Origin of the sequence: Sphingomonas sp. HDW15A (genome assembly GCF_011301715.1) — a bacterium.
Lineage (GTDB): Bacteria > Pseudomonadota > Alphaproteobacteria > Sphingomonadales > Sphingomonadaceae > Sphingomicrobium.
Genome location: NZ_CP049870.1, coordinates 45674 through 61213 on the forward strand (window position 1 = coordinate 45674; position 15540 = coordinate 61213).

Annotated in this window: 15 protein-coding genes and 1 pseudogene; 11 read left to right on the forward strand and 5 right to left on the reverse strand. The window is 62.6% G+C overall.

The window, feature by feature from the left end:
- The first annotated feature begins 73 nt into the window (after nt 1–73).
- Nucleotides 74–2455 carry a PAS domain S-box protein gene (locus tag G7076_RS00305; RefSeq protein ID WP_166199402.1) on the forward strand — a complete coding sequence of 794 codons (2382 nt, stop codon included), beginning with the start codon at nt 74–76 and terminating at the stop codon, nt 2453–2455.
- A gap of 15 nt (nt 2456–2470) precedes the next feature.
- Nucleotides 2471–2737, forward strand: coding sequence for a hypothetical protein (locus G7076_RS00310; protein ID WP_166199404.1), 267 nt, complete (start codon nt 2471–2473; stop codon nt 2735–2737).
- A gap of 3 nt (nt 2738–2740) precedes the next feature.
- Here G7076_RS00310 and G7076_RS00315 read toward each other — a convergent pair whose 3' ends face one another.
- From G7076_RS00315 to G7076_RS12615, 3 genes are all read right to left on the reverse strand, one after another.
- Complete coding sequence (locus tag G7076_RS00315) at nt 2741–4177, reverse strand: EAL domain-containing protein (RefSeq protein ID WP_166199406.1); 1437 nt, start codon at nt 4175–4177, stop codon at nt 2741–2743.
- The gene (locus tag G7076_RS00320) at nt 4168–5076 is read right to left on the reverse strand and encodes a PAS domain-containing protein (RefSeq protein ID WP_166199408.1); all 909 of its coding nucleotides are present in this window, start codon (nt 5074–5076) and stop codon (nt 4168–4170) included. Before G7076_RS00320 ends, G7076_RS00315 begins: the two co-directional genes overlap by 10 nt.
- 159 nt (nt 5077–5235) lie before the next feature.
- The gene (locus G7076_RS12615; RefSeq protein ID WP_166199410.1) at nt 5236–5847 is read right to left on the reverse strand and encodes an outer membrane beta-barrel protein; all 612 of its coding nucleotides are present in this window, start codon (nt 5845–5847) and stop codon (nt 5236–5238) included.
- A 364-nt stretch (nt 5848–6211) separates the two neighbouring features.
- On the opposite strand from G7076_RS12615, the gene G7076_RS00330 reads away from it, so the two are divergent.
- Entirely contained in the window at nt 6212–6847 is a 636-nt protein-coding gene (locus tag G7076_RS00330) for a TIGR02466 family protein (protein ID WP_240913933.1), read from the forward strand.
- Between the two features lie 31 nt (nt 6848–6878).
- On the opposite strand, the gene G7076_RS12245 is transcribed toward G7076_RS00330, so the two are convergent.
- Complete coding sequence (locus tag G7076_RS12245) at nt 6879–7400, reverse strand: leukotriene A4 hydrolase C-terminal domain-containing protein (RefSeq protein WP_240913934.1); 522 nt, start codon at nt 7398–7400, stop codon at nt 6879–6881.
- 21 nt (nt 7401–7421) lie between these two features.
- Nucleotides 7422–8755, reverse strand: a pseudogene (locus G7076_RS00335) (M1 family aminopeptidase/hydrolase); the annotation flags it as partial.
- A 175-nt stretch (nt 8756–8930) separates the two neighbouring features.
- Between G7076_RS00335 and G7076_RS00340 the strand changes: the two are divergent.
- The 8 genes from G7076_RS00340 (at nt 8931) to G7076_RS00375 (ending at nt 15526) form a co-directional block, all read left to right on the forward strand.
- Complete coding sequence (locus G7076_RS00340) at nt 8931–10109, forward strand: sensor histidine kinase (RefSeq protein ID WP_166199414.1); 1179 nt, start codon at nt 8931–8933, stop codon at nt 10107–10109.
- The gene (locus G7076_RS00345) at nt 10106–10909 is read left to right on the forward strand and encodes a LytTR family DNA-binding domain-containing protein (protein WP_166199416.1); all 804 of its coding nucleotides are present in this window, start codon (nt 10106–10108) and stop codon (nt 10907–10909) included. The genes G7076_RS00340 and G7076_RS00345 overlap by 4 nt, the downstream gene beginning before the upstream one ends.
- A 48-nt stretch (nt 10910–10957) precedes the next feature.
- Entirely contained in the window at nt 10958–12634 is a 1677-nt protein-coding gene (locus G7076_RS00350; protein WP_166199418.1) for a hypothetical protein, read from the forward strand.
- A gap of 14 nt (nt 12635–12648) precedes the next feature.
- A complete protein-coding gene (locus tag G7076_RS00355; protein WP_166199420.1) occupies nt 12649–13392 on the forward strand; it encodes an isocitrate lyase/phosphoenolpyruvate mutase family protein in 744 nt (247 codons plus the stop codon).
- Nucleotides 13393–13546: 154 nt separating this feature from the next.
- On the forward strand, nt 13547–13888 hold the full coding sequence (locus G7076_RS00360; RefSeq protein ID WP_166199422.1) for a metalloregulator ArsR/SmtB family transcription factor: 342 nt from the start codon (nt 13547–13549) through the stop codon (nt 13886–13888).
- Complete coding sequence (locus G7076_RS00365) at nt 13885–14334, forward strand: ArsI/CadI family heavy metal resistance metalloenzyme (RefSeq protein ID WP_166199424.1); 450 nt, start codon at nt 13885–13887, stop codon at nt 14332–14334. Before G7076_RS00360 ends, G7076_RS00365 begins: the two co-directional genes overlap by 4 nt.
- Nucleotides 14331–14861, forward strand: a complete 531-nt coding sequence (locus G7076_RS00370) for a GNAT family N-acetyltransferase (RefSeq protein ID WP_166199426.1) — start codon at nt 14331–14333, stop codon at nt 14859–14861. Before G7076_RS00365 ends, G7076_RS00370 begins: the two co-directional genes overlap by 4 nt.
- A complete protein-coding gene (locus tag G7076_RS00375) occupies nt 14858–15526 on the forward strand; it encodes an MIP/aquaporin family protein (RefSeq protein WP_166203213.1) in 669 nt (222 codons plus the stop codon). Before G7076_RS00370 ends, G7076_RS00375 begins: the two co-directional genes overlap by 4 nt.
- The last annotated feature ends 14 nt before the right edge of the window (nt 15527–15540 follow it).

A 15540-nucleotide genomic window follows, 5' to 3' on the forward strand; every position in this document is an offset into this window, starting at 1 on the left:
TTCCTTTCTCGGATTGATCGCCAGATGGGGTCTTTGAGTGCCGAAGCAATGGGAGCCATGGCGTCTTGCTTGCATGTGGATAACGGAGCAGGTTCGCGGCATGGTTGAGAGCGTCAAAGAGGGATCCGGTAGCAAGAGGCGCGAACGGAACGAGGTCGGCCGCTTCGACTTCACCCAGACCCTGGCGATTGCCGACGCGCTGCCGATGGGCATCGCCTATGTCGATCGTGAGCACCGCTACCGCTTCCTCAACAAGTCGCTGGCTGACTTCTTCGAACGCCCGCGCGCGGAGATTCTCGGAAAGACCATGGAAGAGATCCTCGGCGAGGAAGCGATGAGGATCCGTGAGCCAATGCTCGCTGCAGCCCTATCCGGAGAACGGCAATATTTCGTCGCGGACTATGAGCACCCCAGTCGCGGCCCGCTGACGGTCCAGGCGGATTACTTGCCGCAGGTCGATAGCGAGGGACGAATCGCGGGTGTCGTGATCATCGTCAACGACGTGACCGAGCAGCGCCTCGCCGAACGCGCGCTCAAGGAAAGCGAGGCCCGTTTCCGCAGGATCGCGGACAGCGCGCCCGCCATGATGTGGGTGACCCGGCTCGACCGCACGCGAGACTTCGTCAACGACGCCTATGTCGAGTTCACCGGAAATAGCCGCGAAGAAGCGCGTGTGCTCGATTGGCGGAGTCGCATTCATCCTGAAGACGTCGACCGGATCGTCGAGGAAAGCATCGCTGGAGAGGCAGGCGGCAAGCCCTTCACGCTTGAGGGGCGCTATCGTCGGCACGATGGCGAGTATCGCTGGCTAAGGAGCGTGTCCCAGCCGCGCTTCGGGCCCGACGGCGAGCTTGTCGGTTTCATCGGCGTCGCGACCGACATTACCCTTGCCAAGGAAGCCGAAATCGAGCTTACCCGCCAGGTCGAGGAGCGGACGGCCGCTCTGGCCGCCAGCGAGGCGCGCGTCCGGGGACTGTTCGATTCAGCGCTCGAGATGATCGGTCTTCTCGATCTCGATGGAAGCTACGTTGAGATCAATCGCTCGGCACGGGAGTCGCTTGGCCTGGACCTGGATGCGGTGCGCGGTCTCAAACCGTGGGAAATCGAGCCCTTCCGCGACCACCCTGAAAGCCAGGAAAAACTAAGAGCGATGGTTGCGGAGGCGGCGCGCGGTGAAACCGTCACCCAGGAAATGTCGATCGAAACTGTCTCAGGACAGGCGACCCTTATCGTTTCGATGCAGCCGGTTGCCGGCCCCGACGGCAAGCCGATGTTCCTGCTTGGCGAAGCGCGGGACATTTCCGAGCTGAAGACCGCTCAGGAGCAGCTTCGTCAAAGCCAGAAGATGGAAGCGCTGGGACAGCTGACCGGTGGCATAGCCCATGATTTCAACAATTTGCTTACGGTCGTCGTTGGCGGTCTCGACCTTATTGTCCGCCGGGTCACCGACGACAAGCTCAAGCGCTACGCCGAGAACGCGCTTTCCGCCGCAGAGCGCGGCGCGAGGCTGACGGCGCAGTTGCTTGCCTTCAGCCGGGTCCAGCGGCTCGAAGTCCGTCCGATCGAGGTCGAAAGCCTGATCGAGGGGATGCGGCCGCTGCTTCGCAACCTGCTGGGTCCGGAGATTCGCAAGTCCTTCAAGCTCAACGCCGGCTTGGTGCCGGTCATGGCCGATCCGACCCAGCTGGAGCTTGTCGTTCTCAACCTTGCGATCAACGCCCGCGACGCGATGCCGGACGGCGGCACCATCACGATCGCCACCCGCCTCGCAACCATCCGGGACGACAGTGAGCTCGAAGACGGCGAATATGTCGAACTTTGCGTCAGCGACGATGGCGAAGGCATGCCGGAAGACGTTGTCGCGAGGGCGTTTGAACCCTTCTTTACAACCAAGGAAGTCGGCAAGGGCACAGGCCTCGGCCTGTCGATGGTCTATGGCGTTGCGCGACAGTCTGGCGGCACGGCCCGAATTGTGAGCGAAATCGGCCAAGGAACCACCGTTCATCTTTATTTCCGGCAGGCGGAGAGCGCGGACCTCGATCAATCGACCGGCGGCGCCCGCAAGCGCCTAGGCAAGCCGCGTAACGCCTCGATCCTGGTCATCGACGACGATCCCGACGTTCGTGAATTCGTCGTCGGGAGTCTCGCCGACATGGGCTATTCCGTTCGCGAAGCCGGGGACGGCCCGTCGGGGATCGAAGCTTTCACCGGAGAGCACCCGGATCTCGTCATCCTAGATTATGCGATGCCGGGAATGACCGGCGGTGAAGTGGCGGCCCATATATTGGCGGAGCGCCCAGGCCAGCCGATCCTGTTCATTTCCGGCTACAGCGAAAGCGACGCAATCCAGCGGGCTGCGCCGGACGCCCAGGTGCTCGCCAAGCCGTTTCGCCCCGATTCGCTCGACTCTGCGATCCGGGAGGCGCTGGGCAAGGGAAAGAAATTGGCCGTTTGAGCGTTTTGGCGGGCGATGATCGGTCCGCTCGCCCTTCTGTTCTTCCAGTCCGCGCTATCGGCGGCATTCAATCCGCATGCGAACGAATTGTTCGACCGCGATCCCCAGCTTCGCGGCTGGGCCCTTCAGCAATTTGATCGCAACGGCGACGGGTGGTTGACGCTTTACGAGGCCCAGCCGGCGATCGCGGCCTTCCGCGACATTGCGGATGGCGACTCCGACGGCCGCATCACCGTTGTCGAATATCGTCGGGCGAAGGAGTTTATCGCCGCCCGCTGGTAGAAGTCACCCGGCCTTGCGCTGCTGATCGAGGCCGCGGACCATCTGGTTCGCACGGTCGTAGGAGAGAGGCCGGCCGAACAGATAACCTTGGATCGTGTCTACGCCCAGATCGCGCATACGCTCGAAGTCCTCAGCGGTTTCGACGCCCTCGGCGGTGACGTTCATACGGAAGCTCTTTGCCAGCTGGACGATTGACTGGATTATCGCGACATTCTCCGGCCGCGTGCCCGCTTCCCGAACGAAGCTGCCGTCGATCTTCAGCTTATGGAAGACGGCCTTGTTGAGGTAGCCGATCGAGGAATAGCCGGTTCCGAAATCGTCGAGGGCGATCCCGACCCCAAGCGCGCGAAGGCGTTTCAGCGTGTCGAGCGTCGCATTCTCAGCGCCGAGGAAAACCCCCTCGGTGACTTCGAGCTCCAGGCGGTTGCCGGGCACTCGGTAGCGGGATAGCGCCTGGCTCACCATGTTCGGAAGCGAGGGCATGACGATCTGCTTCGGGCTGATGTTGATCGCGACGGTGATCGGCTCGGGCCAGCTAGCGATCGCCCGGCAGGCTTCGTCGATGACCCATTCGCCAATTGCGCCCATCAGGCCGCTTTCCTCGGCCACCGGGATGAACACCGGCGGCGGGATCAGCCCGCGTTGCGGATGGTTCCACCGAATGAGCGCTTCGAAGCCGATCAGGTTTTGGGTCCTGGCGCTGACCAGCGGCTGGAACATCAGGTGGAATTGCTTGGCGGCAATGGCGTTGCGGAGGTCAGTTTCCAGCCGTACGCGGTCGTCCTGTTCGGACTGAAGTTCGGCCGAGAAATATTTGGCCACACCGCGCCCGGCATCCTTAGCTTGGTAGAGCGCAAGGTCGGCCTTGAGAATGAGGTCGTCAACGGTTGCCCCGTCGATTGGCCCGAATGCGCAGCCGATCGACACGCCGATGCGAATTTCGGTCTGGTCGATCATGTAGGGCTCGGCGACGGAACGAATGATCGCGTCGGCCAGCATCTCGACCTTCTTGCGGCTCTGCGCGTCAGTGACGACGATCGCGAACTCGTCGCCGCCCATGCGGCCGACATGGCCGTCAGAGCCGACTTGTTCGACCAGACGCTTGGCGACAGCTTGAAGCACGGCGTCGCCCTTGGGGTGGCCAAAGGTGTCGTTGACCGGCTTGAACCCGTCGAGGTCGAGAAACATGATCGCGCACGGCACATTCCCTACCGTCGCCTGGCGAAGCGCCTCGCCGAGCAGCTGCCGAACTCGGCCGCGGTTGGGCAGGCCGGACAGAACGTCAACGTTCGCAAGGTGCGTCAGCCTCTCCTGGGTGTGGCGAATTTCGGTGATGTCGGAGCCGACGCCGCGGAAGCCTTCGAAGCGCCCGGCGGTGTCAATGATCGGGTCGCCAGCGATCGACACCCAGCGCGTGCCGCGGGCCGTCTTCAATTCCATTTCGAGCGAATTGAACGGCTGCTTCTCGAGCAGGATCCGACCGAGCTCGGCATTGCCCCAAGCAAGGCGGGGAGTGAATGGCCGAGCAGCGCGCTGGCCGGCTTGCCCAGCAGGGCCGTCATTCGCGACGAGATATAAGTGACGCGGTTCTCTGCATCGACCTGCCACAGCCAGCCGACACCGCGCTGCTCATATTCTTGGAGGAGAAGCGAGGCACTTTCGCTGGCCGAGCCCATGTCGGCGTTGGTCTTGAGCTGACGGAAGGCCCAGCGGGCGACCGCGAACACTCCGATCAGCGCAGCGCCGAGCGTGAAGGCAATAACCAGCATGTCGCGGAACGGAAGCGAATCGCGCCCCACGAACAGCGCGAAGCACACGGCGGCGGTGAAGCTCGCCATCCACGCCGTGACGCACGCCGGAACAACGACGAGGCCGAGAGCGGCAACGCCGAGGCCGGCGATCAGCGACGCACTCGTCGCCTGGGTCGCCCCGTCGAGCATCGGGAAGGCATAAAGCGGCAGGCTGAGGAAAGCGCAGGCGCGCAAGAGCACCTCGCCGACCATTTGCCATTGCGGGACTTTCCGACCCGACCGCCCGACATGGGTGATCGACTGGGTCCTCGCGAGATGCATCGCCAGAAGGTTGATGACGACAACGCCACCGGCCCAGCTGATCGGCAGCACCGTGGGGAGCTTGCTCCACAGCAGGCTCCCCATCAGCAACGCTGCGACGATGTTCGCTGCAGCAAAGATCGGCGCGAGATGGGCTCGCGAAATCAACTGCGCGTCGCGAAGAGGCGATCCGCAGTCATCCTGGACCTGGTTCGTGAGCGCAAGCGACTCCCCGCCCGGAAGGCGTGCCGATACCATGCGCTTGTAACGATCCGGTGCCTCGTACATCCCGCTTCCTGCCTGAATTACACCTTCGCGGGGTAGCGCAAGAGGGTTTAAGCCGAGTTAAAACCTTGAATGGCCGAAAGTTCGCCTGTTTTAGGATAGGCCATTGAAAAGGCCCGGAAGAACGCTGTCTCCCGGGCCCAAATTACAAAAATCAATCGATTAGCCGCGTTCCGGCTCCGGCGGTGGCGGAGGCGGCGGCGGCGGAGGCGGACATGCCTCTGTCGCGAGAATGACCGAGCCGTCCGGGCAGGTCTGAGTCGCTGGTGGCGGCGGCGGAGGAGGAGGCGGCGGAGGCGGAGGAGGCGGTGGAGCCGGCTCGGTACCGCCGAGATTTACGATCAGGCTCGCCAGCAAAGAGTGCGACTTGAAGCGGCCAGCGTCATATTCGACAAAGCTATCGCCGGTGAACTGCTGGCCGAACTCCATTTCCGGACCCTGGAAGTAACGGTACTTAAGGCCAAGATCGATGTTGTCGGAGACCGCATAGCGGACGCCTGCAATAAGCTGCCAGGCAAGACCGGTTTCCTCGCCGTCGATCTGGTCGAACGCGCTCTCGGCATCGTTGACGCGGACCCGCGCATAGCCCAGGCCGCCCCCGCCATAGACGCTGAAGCCGTTCTCGTTGCCGAAGTCGAGAAGCGCATTGCCCATGATCGAGAGGACATTGACGCTGCCGTCGCCGTCGACGCTGTCGGTACCCTCGGCGAAAAAGCCGCCAAGCTCATCGACCGAGGCACGCTTGTACCCAAGCTCGCCTTCAAGTCGGAACATTCCGAAGTCGTAACCCCGACGAGGTCGACGTCGAAGCCGTTCTCGAGGTCGATTTCATAGGCGTCGTCGATGTCGACGAAAGTGCCTTCCTGGTCCTGGGTGACGTCAATGTCGATGTCATCCGGGAATAGTACGCCGCCTTCGACGCCTATGTAGCCTTGTCCATCGCGAGCGAGAGCCGGCGTTGCGAGTGTCGCAACGGCGAGCGCCGCCAATCCAACATATTTCATGTCTTGCCCTTTTTTCGGAGACTGTTGAGACCCGCTTACCTTTTAGCCGGACTTTTCCGACGCTACCACCCCGTCCGGGAAAGCTGGCCAGAAGAGACCGCCGCATATTGGCCGTTCATGAGGGAATTGTGACTATGGTCGCGCAAGCCGGTGAAATCGAGCTCATCAACCTGTTTCCGGTGCCATTGCTGATGACCCAGGTGGAGAATTCCGACACTCTCAACGGGCGGCTCGTCGCTGAGACACTGGAGAGGCGCGGCAGGGAGTCCGGTGTCGAGCGCTCAAACCGTTACGGCTGGCACAGCGAGGCCGATTTCTTCCAGCGCAAGGAGCCGGCGCATGCCGAGCTCGCGAAGCGAATCCGCGCCTTCGTCGAAAAGGCGACCAGGCAGACCATGCCGAAGCTCCCCGCGGAGCTGGCCGTCGCCTGCGAAGGCTGGGTCAACATCAACCCTTCCCACGCTTTCAATGCGCCGCACGATCATCCCGGAAGCTTTTGGTCGGGAACTTATTATGCGCAGGTTCCGCTTCCGGAGCGGGAGGAGGACAAGATGTCCGGGGCTATCGAGTTTATCGATCCGCGCGGCTCGCTTGGAACAAGCGCTCGGATCGAGACGCCTTTCACGCGCGGAAAGTTCACGCTTCGTCCGGCGGCCGGCACGCTGCTTTTATGGCCGGGCTACCTACGCCACTGGGTCTACCCGAACATGTCGACGAAGGAGCGGTTCACCGTCTCCTTCAACGCCTGGTACAACCGGTCGAAAAGCTAGCCGAGGTTCAGCTCGTCGACCGACTTGTAGGTCACGCTGTGGTAGCCTGAGCGGACCTTCGGATAAAGCCGTTTGGCGATCGGCATGCCCATTCCTTGTCCTTCGCCAGTTCCTCGAACAGCGGCAACACGAACTTGCGCCGCCCCTGCATCGCCAGGAACTTCTCAAGCGCCGGGATTGCGGGATCATAGCGGTTCTGGACGGCGAGCTTCAGCCACGCGAACAGAACTTCGTTGTTGCCGGCTTCGTTGAGCCGCAACTTCTGGGCGAGCTCGTCCAACCTGGACTTGTCGAGCTTGCGCGGGAGCGTGTTGAGGAAACGCAGCCTCTCGGCCGTCGTCCAATCGGAGAAGCCGGCCGGCGTCGAGTTTCCCCCAGCGTATGCTGTGACCGCCTGATCGACCGCGGCGAACGCCTGGGGATCGGGCCTTGCGACGTTGGCCGGGAGCCCCGGTTCATAGACCCATTGATCGAGCAGTAGCTTTTCTTCCAGCTTCTTGTCCCCCTTGATCAGCTGTGCGCGCAAATCGGCGAGGAAGCGCTTGGAAGTCATCGGCTGGAAGGCGTGCCGGTCGAAGTAGGAGCGCAGATAGGCGTCCCAGCGCTCGCGGCCGATCAACCTTTCCAGAGTGCGCAGGAAAGTCGCGCCCTTGTCGTAGACGATACCGCCCGCGCCGCCATCCGGAGTGCCCTCCTTGGCCGCGAGGTTAAGCCGCGTCGTGGGGCTGCTCATCCCCTCTTCCTTCAGCGACTCATTCATGTCGTCGAAGCTCAGCGCCTCTTCCTGGGAAGCGCGGCGCTTGCCGTAGATCGCTTCCATGATCCGGTTCTCGAAATAGGAGGTGAAGCCTTCGTTCAGCCAGCTGTCGGCCCACGTCGCATTGGTGACGAGGTTGCCCGACCAGCTGTGCGCCAGTTCATGCGCCACAAGCCCGACAAGGCTCTTGTCCCGGCGATGAAGGTCGGCGTCAGGAAGGTGAGGGTTGGATTCTCCATCCCACCGTAAGGGAAGGATGGCGGGAGGACGATCACGTCGTAGCGGCCCCAGCGGTAGGGCCCGTAGAGCTTTTCCGCCGCTTCGACCATTTTCTCCGTGTCAGCCAGTTCGGCGGCGGCCTTGTCGAGCATGACCGGCTCGGTCCACACGCCGGTGCGCGGTCCAAGCTCGCGAAACGCGAGGTCGCCGGCGGCGATGGCGATCAGGTAGGGCGCGACGGGCTTGTCCATCCTGAACTTGAAAGCGCGGCGCCTGTCGCCTGCGGGCTCGCCTTCTAACGTCAGCCTTTCACCGGACATGACGACCTTGAGCGGCTCCGGCGCGGTCACCGTGGCGCTCCACGTCTGGCGGATACCGGGGCTGTCCTGAGTGGGAATCCATGTGCGGTTGAGGGTCGGCTGGCCCTGACTAAGCAGATAAGGGTGCTTCTTGCCGGCGGTTTGCTCGGGCGTGAGCCACTGCAGCGCTGCGGCATCGGGTCCGGATGAATAATGGATGACGATCCGCTGCTTGCCGTCGCCCGGAAGCGCCACCGTCAGCGGAGCGCCTTTGTCCGCGTCGTTGGCTCCCAGATTGAACGACAGCGGCTTGCCGTTGGCGTCGGTTACCTTCGCGATCGCGAGACCTTTGCTATCGAGCACCACTTCGCGAACGTTCGGCTGGGCGATGACGTCAAGCGCCGCTGTGCCGGAAACCTTTTTCCCCGCAAAATCGAGTGCAAGGTCGAGATCGACGTTGGCCACCCGTGCCTCAAGCGGCTTTGCATAGCTGTAAGTGTCGACCGCGTCTTCGCCGGTCAGGATCGGCGCGACTGCCGATGGAGCGGATTGATCGGGAGCCTTTTCCGGGCTCTGTTGAGCCTGGCAGGCGGAGAGGCATAAAGCGGCAGCACAGACCAGACGACGCAGCATCGACAACCCTCGAAATGGTAATGTTGCGGGCCTCCTAGCGCGCTTTTTCCGCCAGCGCGACCGCCAGCCGCGATTTGCGGCGCCCGGTAGCGCTTGGGCTTGGCGGCACGCTAGCCTATATCGCCCTCATGCTCTTCTGCGGAACTGCGCTTTGAACCAGGCCGGCGAGACCGCGATGACGGCCGACACCGCGAGCGCGCTGGCGCTCCAGCCGGCGCCGCTCAAGGCTCGGCCCAAGGGCCCAGCCAAGCCGATCCTCAAGGGTGTCGGGCTAGATGCGCCCTTCTTCTCGGACAAGAACCGTGCCTTCTGGGTCCTGCAATCGATCGGATGGGGCGGCTATTTCATCCTCCGCTCGCTTAGCGGCCTCGCCAATTCGATGGGCGCGATGTTCGTCGTCCACGCCCTTCTGCTGACGGCTACCGGCTATTCGCTGACCTTGCTGATGGCCAGCCTGTTCCGTCGCCTCATCGCGATGCGTGTGATGTGGACCCTGATCCTGTCCTTCGCGACCGTCGTGATTGCCGCCGGGACCTTCTCGGTCATAGAAACGTGGAGCTACGCCACGTTCCTGAAGCCGAATTATCAGCCCGCCGGGCTCGAGTATCTCGGGGCCCTGTTACTCGATTTCGTTCTGCTGATCGCCTGGTCGGCGCTCTATTACGGAATCAACTATTATCTGCTTCTGGAAGAGGAAATCGATCAGCGTGCGCAGCTGGAACATCAGGCGTCGACTGCACAGCTGGCGATGCTTCGCTACCAGCTCAACCCGCACTTCCTGTTCAATACGCTGAACTCGATCTCGACCCTCGTTCTGCTCAAACAAACGGAGCGGGCCAATGCGATGCTCGCGCGGCTCTCCTCGTTCCTGCGCTACACACTGGCGAACGAGCCGACCGCGCAGGTCACGCTGGCGCAGGAGGTGGAGACCCTGAAGCTGTATCTCGAAATCGAAAAGATGCGTTTCGAGGACCGGCTTCGCCCGCATTTCCGGATCGATGCCGCGACCATCGGCGCGAAGCTGCCATCGCTGCTTCTCCAGCCCCTCGTTGAGAATGCGATCAAATATGCGGTTACTCCAAGCGAGACAGGGGCTGACATCTGGATAAAGGCCGAACGCCAGGGGCGGGGAGTCCGGATCGAAGTCGCGGACAGCGGCGCCGGGACTTCGGCAGAACTTGCGTCCCATGCCTCAACCGGCGTTGGCCTCGCCAATATTCGCGATCGGCTTGCCCAGGCCTATGGCCCGGCGCACGGAATCGTCACCCGGCAGAACGAAAACGGCGGCTTCAGCGTTATCCTCGACATTCCGTTCGATGACAGCGACGCTCGCAAACACAAGGAACCAGCATGACCATCCGAACCATCTTGGTCGATGACGAACCCCTTGCCACGCAAGGGCTCCAGCTTCGTCTTCAGGCCCATGACGATGTCGAGATTGTCGCCACCGCCGCCAATGGCCGCGAAGCGATCCGCGCGATCAAGACGTACAAGCCGGATCTGGTCTTTCTCGACATCCAGATGCCGGGCTTCGACGGCTTTTCGGTCGTCCAGGGCCTGATGGACGTCGAGCCTCCCTTGTTCGTGTTCGTCACCGCTTATGGCGAGCATGCGGTTCGCGCGTTCGAGGCGCAGGCGGCGGATTATCTCGTCAAGCCGGTGGAGGAAGACCGCTTGGCCGCAACCCTCGACAGGGTGCGCCAGCGGCTGGCCGAGAAGCGCGGGGCCGAGGAAGCGGAACGCCTAAAGGAGGCCCTGGTCGAGCACGCGCCGGAAGCGGCCGAGGAACTGGCCGATACCGGAAGCGACACTCCGTCGGCCAACCGTTTCGAGAAGATGATCAATATCCGCGACCAGGGACAGATCTTCCGGGTCGACGTCGACTCGATCGAGCGGATCGATGCTGCCGGCGACTACATGTGCATCCAGACAGGCGACAACACGCTGATCTTGCGCGAGACTATGAAGGACCTCGAAAAGCGGCTCGATCCGCGCCGTTTCCAGCGGGTTCACCGCTCGACCATCGTCAATCTCGACCAGGTCCGCCAGGTCAAGCCGCACACCAACGGCGAGTGCTTCCTGGTTCTAGATTCCGGTGCACAGGTGAAGGTCAGCCGGTCCTACCGCGACGTCGTTGCCCGGTTTGTCCATTAATCGAACGGGACTAGCCCGCTCGAAATCACGACCTTAGGAGCCTCGACCATGAAACATGCCCGCTGGCTTGCTGCCGCCTCCGCTTTGTCCATCCTCACGCTCGCCGCCTGCCAGCAGGGCCAGGCGCCTGCTAACGGCACCGCCACTTCCGAAACAACGGCTGGCGAAACCGCCGATGGCCTGTCAAAGCTCGCGCGGATCGAGATGAATCCGGACGTCTCCTACCTGAGCGCGGAGGAGAAAGAGGTCGTCAACCTGCTGATCCAGGCCGCCGGCTACATGAGCGAGATCTACAAGCGGCAGGCGACGCCGGGTTTCGACCAGCTTCGAAGCGACATCGCGGCGAAGAATGATCCCGCCTTGCTCGAGCGGTTCGACGCCTTTTTCGGTCCATGGGATTCCATCAACGACGGCGAGCCTTTCTTCGGCGGCAAGGCCAGGCCCGCCGGTGCCGGCTTCTACCCGGCCGACCTTACCAAGGACGAATTCGACAAATATCTCGCGGCGAATCCGGGTGAGCGCGAGGCGCTGCTGAGTCCCTATACGGTGGTCAAGCGGCAGGGGGACAAGTTGGTCGCCGTGCCGTACAGCAAGGAGTACAAGCAATGGCTGGAGCCGGCCGCCAAGCTGCTTGAGCAGGCGTCGGAGAAGACCACCAACCCCAGCCTCAAGAAGTTTCTGGCCCTTCGCGCCAAAGCCTTCCGCACCGACGACTATTTCGAATCCGAGCTCGCCTGGATGGATCTCAAGGACACGCCGATCGAAGTCGCGATCGGCCCCTATGAAGTCTACACCGACGAACTATACGGGCGGAAGACGGCGTTCGAGGCGTTCGTCACACTGCGCGATCCCAAGGAAAGCCAGGCGCTCGACGTTTACAAGGGCGAGCTTCGCGGCATGGAGGAAAATCTCCCCGTCGAATCGAAGTATAAGAATTTCCAGCGCGGCTTCGAATCCCCAATTGCGGTCGCCGACCAGATCCACGGCGGCGGCGACAATGTGCCGGGCGTCCAGACGGTCGCCTTTAACCTGCCCAACGACGAGCGCGTCCGCGAGGCCAAGGGGGCCAAGAAAGTCATCCTGCGCAATGTCCTTGGCGCGAAGTACGATCGAATCCTGAAGCCGATGGCCTCGCTTACGTTGGTCTCCGACCAGGCTGGCGACGTCACCCAGCGCTACATGTTCATGGAAACCCTGTTCCACGAGCTTAGCCACAGCCTGGGACCGGGCAGCATTGTCGTGAATGGCCGCAAGACCACCGTCGACCAGGAATTGAAGGAAATTGCCGGTGGCCTCGAAGAGGCCAAGGCCGACGTCATGGGCGCCTGGAACATCCTCTACATGATGGACAAGGGCATCCTCCCCAATGCCGAGCGCAGACAGATTCGCGCGACCTACGTCGCCGGACTGTTCCGCGCGATGCGCTTCGGGGTCGGCGAGGCGCACGGGCGCGGCGCAGCGATGCAGTACAGCTTCATCCGCGACCGTGGCGGAATCGTCTGGGACGAGGGCGCCAAGCGTTTCCGCGTCGACGAAGCCAAGATCGACGGCGCCATCCGCGATCTCGTCGGCGAGATCGTCCGGATGCAGGGCAATGGTGATTATGCTGGCGTGAAGGCGTTCCTCGACAAGTGGGGCAAGCTCGATCCGCAGGCTGAGGCCGTTATTGCCACGATGAAGGACATTCCGGTCGACATCCGCCCGATCTACCCCGAGCGCGTCTAAGGAGACGAACAGTCATGGCCCGCGATTTCGCCACCTTCGCAGCGCTTCACGTCCCGGGCGATCCCGTTGTCCTTTATAACATCTGGGACACGGGCAGCGCGCTCGCGGTCGCGGCGGCGGGAGCGAAAGCACTCGCCACCGGCAGCCATCCGGTCGGCGATGCCGCCGGGTTCGGCGACGGCCAGAAGGTCCCGCTCGACTTCGTGTTCGGCAACGCACGGCGAATTCTTGCTGCCGTCGACCTGCCGCTGACCGTCGATTTCGAAGGCGCTTATTCCACCGATCCGGGCGAGGCCGCGGCCAATGTCGCGGCCTTGAAGGAAACCGGCGCGGTCGGCTGCAATTTCGAGGACCAGGTGGTCGGCGGGGAGGGCGTTCATCCGATCGATACCCAGGTCACCCGTATTGACGCGATCCGCGCGGCGGTTGGCAGCGAATTCTTCATCAATGCCCGTACCGACTTGATGATCAAGGCGGAAAAGCAGGACGATGCGCTGATCGATGCCGTCATCGAACGCGGCAAGGCCTATGCCGACGCCGGCGCCTCGGGCTTCTTCGTCCCGCGAATCGCCGACCCGAAGCATATTGAGCGCGTCGTCCGCGAGGTGCCGCTACCCTTGAACGCCATCGCGTTCCCCGGCGCGCCCGACAAGAACGTCTGGGCGGAGGCCGGGGTGGCACGGATCAGCCACGGCCCGTTCCCCCACCGCGCGCTGATGGCGAAGCTCACTGAGATGGCGAGTGCAGCCATCCAGTGAATGGATGCTGGCGAGCCATCGCGAAGGAGGCGATCGGCTAGAGTCGGCTTTGAGTGGGAAGCTGACTCTTTCTCATTTCGATTTCTTTCGAAAGGTTATTGACTCCGCTCGTCGGCTCTGACATTTCGAGTCCAATCGAAATGAGGAACTGCTAATGAAAGCCACGTCTGCAATCGAAGCGCTAGGCGCGCTTGCTCAAGAACATCGGCTCGCGCTGTTCCGCTTGCTGGTGCAAGCCGGCGAGAAGGGCATGGCGGCCGGTGCGATTGCCGATCAACTGAGCGTGCCCAATAGTTCCCTGTCCTTCCACCTCGCCCAGCTCAAGAATGCCGGGCTGATCCTGCAGGAACGGCAGCATCGCTCGCTGATCTACCGGGCCAACTACGCCGCGATGAATGCGCTCGTCGGCTACCTCATGGAAAATTGCTGCGCCGGAACCGATTGCGAAACCGACGCCGCATGCGAACCCGAATCCGCTGAAAGGAAATCCGCATGAAGCGCCTTCACGTCCACGTCGGGGTCGAGGATCTCGACCAGTCAATCCGTTTCTATTCGACCCTGTTCGCAGCCGAGCCGACCGTCCGGAAAGGCGATTACGCCAAGTGGATGCTCGACGATCCGCGCGTCAATTTCGCGATCTCACAGGGCAGTCATGCCAAGAAAGGCATCGAGCATCTGGGGATTCAGGTTGAGAGCACAGACGAGCTGAGCGAAGTCTATGGCCGACTGAAAGCAGCCGACCGCCCGGTGCTGGAAGAGGGTCGCACGACCTGCTGTTACGCCAAGTCCGAGAAGAGCTGGATCAGCGACCCGGACGGCATCGTCTGGGAGACGTTCTACACGGACGGCGAGGCGACGACCTATGGCGACAGCCCGGAGCTCGGGGCACTGAGCGACAGCTTGGGCCAAGCGAAATGCTGCCTGCCCAAGGCCGCCGCTTGATCCCGACGATCCGTGAGGCGCGTCCTGACGATGCCGAGGTCATCGCCGCAATCTATGCGCATCACGTGGCGCATGGGACGGCGAGCTTCGACACCGTACCGCGCACGACCGAAGAGACTGCGGCGAAGATCAAGGAATGCGCGCAACATGGCTGGCCCTATCTGGTAGCCGAGGAAGGTGGGGCGGTGGTCGGCTATGCTTACGCCACGCAGTTCCGCGATCGGCCAGCATATCTGTCGACGTGCGAAAACAGCATCTACATCGAGCCTTCGCATATCGGACGCGGCGTCGGCGGTGCCTTGCTGGTCGCGCTGATCGAAGCCGCCGAGCGTGCCGGCTTTCGCCAGATGATCGCCGTCATCGGCGGGGCGGAGCCTGCGTCCGTGGCAATCCATCGCAAGGCCGGATTCGTCGAGGCTGGCCGAATGCATTCGGTAGGGCGCAAGCTGGGGCGCTGGCTCGACACGCTCTACATGCAGCGGGAATTGGGAAGCGGGGACAAGGAGCCGCCACGGTGCGAGCCATGACGCGCATTCCGCTGGCGAGGCGGCTCGCGGCCGAAGGAATCGGCGCCTTCTTCCTGTTCGCCTGCGTCATCGGCTCGGGGATCATGGCGCAGAACCTATCTGGCGGGAACGATGCGGTGGCGCTGCTAGCCAACACCGTGGCCACCGGCGCGATCCTGTTCGTGCTCATCACGATGCTCGGGCCGATTTCCGGCGCGCATATGAATCCGGCCGTCAGCCTGGTCGCCGCGTCGCGCCGCGAGATGCCGTGGACCGAGGCGGCAGCCTATATCGCCTTCCAGCTCGGCTTCGGGATCCTTGGGGCGTGGGCGGCGCATTTGATGTTCGACCTGCCGACCCTGCAACTGTCGGCGAGGGCGCGAACGGGAATCGGCCAGTGGACCGGCGAGGCTATCGCGACCTTCGGCCTGATCTTGACCATTCTGGGTACCGTGCGCCACCGGCCGGCATGGGTGCCAGCGTCTGTCGCGCTCTATATTACCGCTGCCTATTGGTTCACGTCCTCAACCAGCTTCGCCAACCCAGCCATTACCGTGGCTCGCAGCTTATCCGACACATTTGCGGGCATCGCGCCGCATGACGTCCCTCTTTTCGTTGTCGCGCAGTTTATGGGAGCGGGCTTGGCGGCCTTCGTCGCACGATGGCTATTCCCGCCGGTGTCCTAGATTTATCGATGGGT

What these genes read in the sequence shown, in the direction of transcription:
- G7076_RS00305 (WP_166199402.1), top strand. Translation starts at nt 74, where the DNA reads ATGTGGATAACGGAGCAGGTTCGCGGCATGGTTGAGAGCGTCAAAGAG.
- G7076_RS00310 (WP_166199404.1), top strand. Translation starts at nt 2,471, where the DNA reads ATGATCGGTCCGCTCGCCCTTCTGTTCTTCCAGTCCGCGCTATCGGCG.
- G7076_RS00315 (WP_166199406.1), bottom strand. Translation starts at nt 4,177, where the DNA reads ATGGAATTGAAGACGGCCCGCGGCACGCGCTGGGTGTCGATCGCTGGC.
- G7076_RS00320 (WP_166199408.1), bottom strand. Translation starts at nt 5,076, where the DNA reads ATGTACGAGGCACCGGATCGTTACAAGCGCATGGTATCGGCACGCCTT.
- G7076_RS12615 (WP_166199410.1), bottom strand. Translation starts at nt 5,847, where the DNA reads ATGTTCCGACTTGAAGGCGAGCTTGGGTACAAGCGTGCCTCGGTCGAT.
- G7076_RS00330 (WP_240913933.1), top strand. Translation starts at nt 6,212, where the DNA reads ATGGTCGCGCAAGCCGGTGAAATCGAGCTCATCAACCTGTTTCCGGTG.
- G7076_RS12245 (WP_240913934.1), bottom strand. Translation starts at nt 7,400, where the DNA reads ATGACTTCCAAGCGCTTCCTCGCCGATTTGCGCGCACAGCTGATCAAG.
- G7076_RS00340 (WP_166199414.1), top strand. Translation starts at nt 8,931, where the DNA reads ATGACGGCCGACACCGCGAGCGCGCTGGCGCTCCAGCCGGCGCCGCTC.
- G7076_RS00345 (WP_166199416.1), top strand. Translation starts at nt 10,106, where the DNA reads ATGACCATCCGAACCATCTTGGTCGATGACGAACCCCTTGCCACGCAA.
- G7076_RS00350 (WP_166199418.1), top strand. Translation starts at nt 10,958, where the DNA reads ATGAAACATGCCCGCTGGCTTGCTGCCGCCTCCGCTTTGTCCATCCTC.
- G7076_RS00355 (WP_166199420.1), top strand. Translation starts at nt 12,649, where the DNA reads ATGGCCCGCGATTTCGCCACCTTCGCAGCGCTTCACGTCCCGGGCGAT.
- G7076_RS00360 (WP_166199422.1), top strand. Translation starts at nt 13,547, where the DNA reads ATGAAAGCCACGTCTGCAATCGAAGCGCTAGGCGCGCTTGCTCAAGAA.
- G7076_RS00365 (WP_166199424.1), top strand. Translation starts at nt 13,885, where the DNA reads ATGAAGCGCCTTCACGTCCACGTCGGGGTCGAGGATCTCGACCAGTCA.
- G7076_RS00375 (WP_166203213.1), top strand. Translation starts at nt 14,858, where the DNA reads ATGACGCGCATTCCGCTGGCGAGGCGGCTCGCGGCCGAAGGAATCGGC.